Source organism: Siccirubricoccus soli, from assembly GCF_024178315.1.
GTDB lineage: Bacteria > Pseudomonadota > Alphaproteobacteria > Acetobacterales > Acetobacteraceae > Siccirubricoccus > Siccirubricoccus soli.
Genome location: NZ_JAMZIK010000245.1, coordinates 1 through 7,802, shown reverse-complemented (window position 1 = coordinate 7,802; position 7,802 = coordinate 1). Strand labels below are relative to the sequence as shown.

Below are 7,802 nucleotides of genomic sequence, written 5' to 3'. Positions count from 1 at the left end.
CGCGGTGCCCGGCATGGCCCCGCCCGGCGCGCCGCCGGGCCGCGCCCCGCCGGCCGGCGCCCCGGCGCCGACCCACCCGCTGCATGCCGGACTAGGCATCTCAGGCGTCCGGCCTGGCGCCGTAGGAGCCATAGACCTCATAGGCGCCATAGGCGCCGAAGCTGTCATTGCTCGTCATCCGGGTCTGGTTCAGCACGAGCTGCAGGGTGGGGCAGGCCTCCACCAGGTCGAGCGCCGCCTCGACCTCGTCCCGCTGGGTACGCTCCGCCTGCACCACCATCAGCACCTGGCCGACGGCGGAGGCGAGGGCGGAGGGGTCGCTGGTGGAGAGGCAGGGCGGGCTGTCCAGCACCAGCACATGCCGCGGCAGGGCGGCGGCCAGGCGGAGCAGGGCGGCGACCATCCCGGCACCCGAGGGCGCCTCGGAGGCGCCGGTGACATGGCCGAAGGGGAGGATAGCGAGCGCCGGCAGCTCCGTCGGCACCAGCAGCCTGGCGACCGGCAAGGCGGAGCCCGCAGCCAGGGCGTGCAGCCCGGGCTGGTCGGCGAGGCCGAGCAGCTCCGAGACCGAGCCGTGCTTGCCGTCCACATCCACCAGCACGGCAGGGCGGCCGCCGCCGACCGCGATGCTGGCGGCGAGGTTGAGGGCGGTGAAGGTCTTGCCCTCCCCCGGCCGGGCGCTGGTGACGAGGATGGCGCGGGCGCAGCGCCCCTCCGCCTCCGGCGTCGCGCGGAGGGTGCGCAGCACCTGGTGCTGCACCACATTCACCTCCTCCGAGGCGCGGTTGCGCTCCGCCCTGCCCGGGGCGACGACGAGGCCGGCGCGGCGCATGGCCTCGAGGCTCACCGGTGCGGCCGCGGCGGGGACCTCGCCCCCATCCGGCGGGGCGGGGGGCGGGGCGACGGCTTCGGCCTGCCCTGCCGCCTTCGGCAGCGGCCCCGGGCGCGACCCCGGCATGGGCGCCGCCGGGGCGGGCGGGGTACCGCCGGGGCGCAGCAGCGTGCCTGCGCCACCCAGCGCTTCCATCGCGCGCTCGACCAGGTGAGAGCGGGGTTTCGGCTCGCTCACGCGACGATCCTCGCCAGCAGGGAGGGGAGCCGGGCGACCATGTGGGGCCCGGCGGTCAGCACCACGCCATAGGCCAGCAGCAGCAGGCCGAGGCTGCCGGCGAAGCCAAGGCTGCCGACGAAGCCGAGCCGCGCCGCGGCGGAGCCGGAGGCGAGGGTGGAGGAGATGCTGCCAAGCACCGGCAGGCCGAGCTGGCGCAGGTCATGCAGCGTGTAGAAGCCACGGTCGAACTGCACCAGCAGCAGGGCAAGGCCGGCGCCGGTGCCGAGCCCGATGGCGAGCACGGCGGAGGCGAGCAGGAAGCGGTTCGGCCCGGTCGGCAGGTTGGGGACCACCGGCGGATCGACGATCTCGAGCCGCACCCGGTCCGTGCCGTTGCGCGCCGCGCCGGCGATCTGCACCGCCTCCCGCCGGGCCAGCAGCTCCTCATAGTTCCGCCGCAGCACGTTGTAGTCGCGGTCGAGGTTCAGGGACTCCGCCTGGAGCTGCGGCGCGCCGCGGGCGACCGTCTCCAGCCGCTCCAGCTCGGTTTCCTCGTCGCGCACCTTGCGCTCCAGCGAGGCGATCTGCACATCCAGCTCGATCAGCCGCAGCTTCGTCTGCTCATAGACCGGGTTGGGCCGCGCCGTGGCGCGGGAGGCGCCGGTGCCCCGGGCCGGGGCGCTGCCGGCGCCGGAGGCGCGCAGCTCGGCCAGCGCAGCGCGGGCGGCGACCACGTCCGGGTGCTGCTCGGTGAAGCGCAGGCGCAGCTCGCGCAGCGCCCGCTCCGCCTCCGCGATGCGGCCCTCCCCGCCCGGGCCGCCGGGCTCGGTCAGGGTCTGCGGCAGGGCGGCGAGCTGCGGCTTCAGCATGTCCCGCCTTACGATCGCGTCCTGCAGCTCCCCCTTCAGCCGCAGCAGGCCGGCGCGGGCGGCTTCCAGCCGGCTGGCGCCGCCGAGCGCATCCTGCGGCAGCAGATCGATGTAGCGGGCGCGGAATTCGGCGCGGCGCCGCTCGGCCTCCCGCAGCTGCGCCTCGTAGGAGGCGATCTGCTGGTTGACGAAGATGCGGGCATTCTCCATCGCCTGCCGGTCGTTGCTGCTGGCGGATTCGATGAAGAGGGTCAGCAGGGTCTGCACCACGTCGCGCGCCAGGCGCGGATCGCGGTCCGAATAGGAGATGGTGAAGAGGTTCCGCGTCTGGGTGGCGATGCGGATGTCCTTCGCCAAGCGCTGCAGCAGCGTCTCCCGCTCCGCCACGCTGTTCACCCGCAGGTCGAGGTCGGTGCGGGCGATCACCCGTTCCAGATTCGGCTGGCTGAGCAGGGTGCGCTGCAGGATGTCCACCTGGTTGGCCGGGGCATTGTCCACCGCGATGCCGCGCAGGAGCTGGCCGAGGATCATGTCCGCATCGGCGTAGAGCCGGGCGGTGGCGCGGTACTGGTCCGGGATGGCGGAGACGACGGCCCAGCCGAGGGCGCAGATCGTCCAGGCGAGGAGCATCGCCTTCCAGCGGTGCCGCCAGCCGGATTTGCCGTAGCGGCGAAGCTGGGTGAGGAACTGCATGACTCAGAACCAGCCTTGCGGGATTACCAGCGTGTCCCCCGGCCGCATCGGCACGTCCTGGGCGATGTCGCCATCCCGCAGCAGGTCCGAGAGGCGGAGGCGGATGACCTGGTTCCGGCCGTCCGCGCCGCGGCGGACGATCTCCGCCCGGTTGCCGGCGGCGTAGCGGGTGAGGCCGCCGACCTCGATCAGCACGTCGAGCACCGACATGCCTTCGCGGTAGGGGATGGCCTTGGGCTGCGCGGCTTCGCCGATGATGCGGATCTGCCGGTTGGTGGGGCCGACGAAGGAGCGCACCATGACGGTCACGTTCGGCTCCCGCACATATTCCTTCAGCTTCTCCTCGATGGTGCGGGCGAGCTGCGAGGGGGTGCGGCCGGCTGCCTCGATGTCCGGCGCCAGGGGCAGGGAGATGCGGCCGTCCGGGCGGACCGGCAGGTCGGCGCTGAGCTCCGGCGAGCGGTAGACGAAGACCGAGAGGCTGTCGCCCGGGCCGATGACGTAGTCCGGCGCGGCGACCTCGGCAGCCCCGGCGGCCTCGGCGGCCGGGGTCGGCGGCGGCGCGGCGCAGGCGGCGACTCCGAGAAGGAGCGCAAGCATTGCCATCCGGCCGGCCCCGGGCGGCGCCCACCGGCGTCGCGCCAGCATACGCTGCGCCACCATCCTCTACTCTCCTTCAACGCGCATGCCGCCGCCGTTGCTCTCGCGGCAATATGCAGCCCAGTTCTTGAGATGGCGTGAAGCTAGAGGGAGCCTCACAGCTTCGCAACATCTAAAAAATAATCTTTGTCCAATTTTCACAAAGATAGCCCGGATGGCGGCCGGCGCCCGGCGGTACCGAAGTGACGCGTAATTATGACCAGAGGCTTGCCGGAAATCCGGGAACTTCGGCGGGCATCCGTCTGTCATCACCATAATTTGAATATAGGGCTTGCCGGCTTTCGCCTGGCTCAAGCGGCTCATTGCGGCCTTGGCGCGATCCTCCCTCGTCGCATCCCGCGAGGCACGCAACGCTCCACGGGCGAATTCGCCGTGACTCTTATATTGAAAATTTTTCTCAAAGAGTGGACATAGCGCAGCAGAGACGAACACACCGTTAACGGCGGGCCGCCCCGCCGTCACGCGCACGAGGATGTTCAGACATGACGACCCTCTTCGGGCACAGCATCCGGTCCGAGCTGCTGGTCCTCTACGTCATCGAGGGGCTGGCCTGCTTCCTCGCGATCTACTGCGTCCTCCTTTGGGGCGCGCCACTCGACCCCCTCTCCGGCCTCGGCCCCGCCGCCCTGCTGGCGGTGGCCGCCGGCCTCGTCTCCGGCGCCAGCGGCCTGTACCGCCCGGCCATCTGGTCGCGCTTCTCCCGCCTGCTGCGCGGCAGCCTGGTCGCCGGGCTGCTGCTGCTGCTGCTCGCCTGGCCGCTGCTCCACCTGTTCCGCGCCACCGGCCCGGCGGCCGGGCCGGGCTGGCTGGCCAGGCTGGTCCTCGCCTGCCTCCTCGTCATCATCGCCACCCGGCTCGGCTTCGCCGCCGCCGCCCGCGGCGGGCTGCTGAAGCGCCGCCTCGCCCTGGTGCGGGACGAGGCAGCGCCGCGCCTGCCGGAGGTGCCGGAGACGGAGTTCGAGACCGCCTTCACCGTCCGTCCCGGCCAGGCCCTGGCCGCCGAGCTGGCGCCGGGCCGGCTGCGCGCCGGCCGGGTCTGGGCCGTGGTGGCGCAGGACCCGGCGGTGCTGCCCCCGGCGGTACGCCACCGCTGCGAGGCCGCCGGGGTGCATGTCTTCAGCGCGGCGGAGCTGCGCGAGCGCCACCTCGCCCGGCTGGACATCGACCGGCTGCCGGAAGGCTGGGCGGCGACCACCCGCGCCGCCCGCGAAGGCCGCGCCGAGGCGGCGCTGCGCCGCGGCCTCGACATCGCCATCGCCCTGTTCCTGCTGATCTTCACCCTGCCGGTGCTGGTGCTGACCGCGCTGGCCGTCAAACTCGACAGCCCTGGGCCGGTCTTCTACCGGCAGGAGCGGGTGGGGCGCGGGGGCCGGGTGTTCCGGCTGCTGAAATTCCGCAGCATGGTGACGGATGCGGAAGCCGGCGGCGCCCCGGTCTGGGCGAGCAAGCAGGATCCGCGCGTCACCCGGGTCGGCCGCTTCATCCGCCTCACCCGGCTGGACGAGGTGCCGCAGGTGCTGAACGTGCTGCGCGGCGACATGGCCCTGGTCGGGCCACGGCCGGAACGACCCGCCTTCGTCGCGCAGCTCGCCGAGCTCATCCCGCATTATGCGGACCGCGCCCTGGTCCGCCCGGGCATCACCGGCTGGGCCCAGGTTAACTATCCCTACGGCGCCTCCGTGGAGGATGCCCGGATGAAGCTTGCCTACGACCTCTACTATCTCGGCCGCCGCAGCCTGTTCCTGGACCTGCTGATCCTGGTGGCCACGGTGCGGGTGGTGCTGTTCCAGGAAGGCTCGCGGTGAGGCCGGGGAACGCCGGCCCGGCCATGCCGTGACCGCCACCGGATCGGCGCTGCTGCATGGCGGCTCGGCCGCCATCTGCCTGGCCTGGACCCTCCTGGTGTTGGCCGCCGGGCGCGGGCCCGCGGCCTGGCTGCTGGCGGCCGCCTGCGGCAGCGCCGGGCTCTGGGCCGCCGCCGTCGCGCTGACGCCGGAGGCACCCCTGGCCGGCCCGGCCGGGGTGCTGGAAGTGCTGCGCGACGCGCTCTGGGGCCTGTTGCTGCTGCGGCTGCAGGCGCGCCTCGCCGGCGGCACCCCGCCGCTGCTCCGCCGCCTCGGCCTGCTCGGCGGCGGCTTCGCCCTGCTCGCCCTGGCCGGGCTGCTGCCCGAGATGCTCCGCCTGCCGCTCCCGCCCGCCCTCGGCACCGCCGCCGGGCTGGCGCGCCTCGGCCTGCTCCTCATGGTCGTGCTGCTGGCGGAGAACCTCTACCGCAATGCCGACGAGGCGCTGCGCTGGCATGTGAACCTGCCGGCCATCGCGCTTGGCGGCCTCGCCGCCTTCGACCTGCTGCTCTTCGCCGGGGCCAGCCTCTCGGGCGGCATCTCCGCCGTGCTCATCGATGCCCGGGCAGCGCTCGCCGCGCTTTCCGCCCCGCTGCTCGCGGTGGCGGCGGTGCGGGACGGGCGCTGGCGGCGGGACCTGCCGGTGTCCCGCCAGGTGGTGTTCCACGGCGCCACGCTGGTGGTCGCCGGCACCCTGCTGCTGCTGGCCGGTGCCAGCGGGGAGGCAATGCGCCGGCTGGATTCGCGCTGGGGGGAGGTGGCGCGGGCGGTGCTGCTGGCCGGGGCGCCGCTGGCGCTCGCCGTCGCGCTCTCCTCGCGCTCCATGCGCTCCCGCCTCCGCCGCCTGGTCGTCGATCATTTCTTCACTGCCCGCTACGATTACCGTCGGGAATGGCTGCGCTGCGTCGATATCCTCTCCGGCCCGGATGCCGGCCCGCACGGGGCCGCGCCGGCCGAGCAGCGGGCGATCCGCGCCATTGCCGATGCGGTGGACAGCCCGGCCGGGCTGCTGCTGCTGGCCGAGCCGGAGGGGCGGCTGCGCTGGGTCGGGTCCTGGAACATGCCGAAGCTGGCCGCGCCGCCGGAGCTGCCGCCGCCGCTTGCCGCCGCCTGCGCCGCCGGGGAGGTGTTCCGCTTTGCCGAGACGCCGCCGGCGCTCGCCGCCCTGGGCCCGCTCTGGCTGGCCGTGCCGCTGCCGCACCACCGGGGCAGGCCGCAGGGGGAGGCGGCCGGGCTGGTCGGGCTGGTGCTGCTCGCCCCGCCGCGCGCCGGCTTCCCGCTGGACCGGGAAGTGTTCGAGCTGCTGTCCACCCTGGGCCGGGAGGTGGCGATGTTCCTCGCCGAGCGGCAGGCGGCGCAGCGCCTGGCGGAGCAGCGCCAGCTCGGCGACTATGCCCGCCGCTTCGCCTTCGTCGCGCATGACGTGAAGACGGTCTCCAGCCAGCTCAGCCTGCTCCTCGCCAATGCCGAGGAGCATCTGCAGGACCCGGAATTCCAGCGCGACATGCTGCTGACCGTCCGCGCCTCCGCCGAGCGGATCAACGCCCTGATCGCCCGGCTGCGCCAGCCTGGGGAGGCGGCGGGGGCGGCGGCGCTGCTGTGGCCGGAGGAGCGGATCCGCCAGCTGCTCGCCACCCGGCCGCACCCGGTGGAGTTCGCCGTGGAAGGGCGGCCCGCCGCCGCCGCCATGGCGCCGGAGGAATTCGACGCCGCCTTCGGCCATCTGCTGAACAATGCCGCCGAGGCCTCCCGCCCCGGCGATCCGGTGCGGGTCGGCCTGCGGGCGGCGCCGGGCCGGGTGCTGGTGGAGATCATCGATGCCGGCCCCGGCATGAGCCCGGAATTCATCCGCGACGAGCTGTTCCGTCCGCTCCGCAGCTCGAAGCCGGGCGGCTCCGGCATCGGCGCCTGGCAGGCGCGGGAGCTGCTGCGGGCCGCCGGGGGCGAGCTCGTCGTCGAAAGCCGGCCGGGGGCCGGCACCACCATGCGGCTGGTCCTGCCCGCCGCTCCGGAACCCTTCCCGGGGCCGGTGCCGGCCCTGGCCGAGGAGACGCACGCGTGAACAAGCCGAAGCTGCTGATCGTGGAGGACGATCCGGGCCTCGCCGCGCAGTATCGCTGGGCCTTCCCCGCCTGCCGCGTGCTGCTGGCCGGGGACCGCGCCGCGGCGGAGCAGGCGGTGCGGCGGGAGCAGCCCGCCGCGGTGCTGCTCGACCTCGGCCTGCCGCCGGATGCGGAGGGCGTCGCCGAGGGCTTCGCCACGCTGGAGATGCTGCGGGCGGTCAATCCCTGGCTGCCGGTCGTCATCGCCTCCGGCCAGGGGCAGCGGGAGAATGCGCTGCGCGCCATCGCCCTCGGCGCCTATGATTTCTGCGAGAAGCCGGTCGATCTCGCGGTGCTGCGCACCGTCATCGACCGGGCGCTCAGGCTGCGGGAGCTGGAGGAGGAGAATCGCCGCCTCGCCGCCGCTCCCGGGCCTTCCCCCATCCGCGGTATCGTCACCGCCGATGACGGCATGCTGAAGGTCTGCCGCACGGTGGAGCGGCTGGGCGGCGTCTCCGTCCCCGTGCTGCTGCTGGGCGAGAGCGGCACCGGCAAGGAGGCGCTGGCCCGCGCCCTGCACGAGATGGGGCCGCGGGCGCCGAAGCCCTTCGTCGCGCTGAACTGCGCCGCCATCCCGGAGAAC

The 7,802-nt window shown here is 73.9% G+C and carries 6 protein-coding genes; 3 read left to right on the top strand and 3 right to left on the bottom strand.

Features of this window, described 5'->3' with window-relative positions:
- Positions 1 to 100: 100 nt before the first annotated feature.
- Genes NJ376_RS27555 through NJ376_RS27545 form a run of 3 tightly spaced genes read right to left on the bottom strand, consistent with a single transcriptional unit; the run spans position 101 to position 3,213 of the window.
- Positions 101 to 1,069, bottom strand: a complete 969-nt coding sequence (locus tag NJ376_RS27555; protein ID WP_252956561.1) for a P-loop NTPase family protein — start codon at positions 1,067 to 1,069, stop codon at positions 101 to 103.
- On the bottom strand, positions 1,066 to 2,613 hold the full coding sequence (locus tag NJ376_RS27550) for an XrtA system polysaccharide chain length determinant (RefSeq protein WP_252956560.1): 1,548 nt from the start codon (positions 2,611 to 2,613) through the stop codon (positions 1,066 to 1,068). The genes NJ376_RS27555 and NJ376_RS27550 overlap by 4 nt, the downstream gene beginning before the upstream one ends.
- Before the next feature lie 3 nt (positions 2,614 to 2,616).
- Entirely contained in the window at positions 2,617 to 3,213 is a 597-nt protein-coding gene (locus NJ376_RS27545) for an XrtA/PEP-CTERM system exopolysaccharide export protein (RefSeq protein WP_252956559.1), read from the bottom strand.
- A gap of 542 nt (positions 3,214 to 3,755) precedes the next feature.
- Between NJ376_RS27545 and NJ376_RS27540 the strand changes: the two genes are divergently transcribed.
- The 3 genes from NJ376_RS27540 to NJ376_RS27530 form a co-directional block, all read left to right on the top strand.
- Positions 3,756 to 5,078 carry an exopolysaccharide biosynthesis polyprenyl glycosylphosphotransferase gene (locus tag NJ376_RS27540; protein ID WP_252956558.1) on the top strand — a complete coding sequence of 441 codons (1,323 nt, stop codon included), beginning with the start codon at positions 3,756 to 3,758 and terminating at the stop codon, positions 5,076 to 5,078.
- Positions 5,079 to 5,106: 28 nt separating this feature from the next.
- Complete coding sequence (gene prsK / locus NJ376_RS27535) at positions 5,107 to 7,179, top strand: XrtA/PEP-CTERM system histidine kinase PrsK (protein ID WP_252956557.1); 2,073 nt, start codon at positions 5,107 to 5,109, stop codon at positions 7,177 to 7,179.
- On the top strand, positions 7,176 to 7,802 hold a 627-nt coding region (locus NJ376_RS27530; protein WP_252956556.1), incomplete at its 3' end, for a response regulator. The genes prsK and NJ376_RS27530, both read left to right, overlap by 4 nt.

Coding starts and splice junctions, on each gene's coding strand:
- NJ376_RS27550 (WP_252956560.1), bottom strand. CDS start 2,613: ATGCAGTTCCTCACCCAGCTTCGCCGCTACGGCAAATCCGGCTGGCGG.
- NJ376_RS27545 (WP_252956559.1), bottom strand. CDS start 3,213: ATGCTTGCGCTCCTTCTCGGAGTCGCCGCCTGCGCCGCGCCGCCGCCG.
- NJ376_RS27540 (WP_252956558.1), top strand. CDS start 3,756: ATGACGACCCTCTTCGGGCACAGCATCCGGTCCGAGCTGCTGGTCCTC.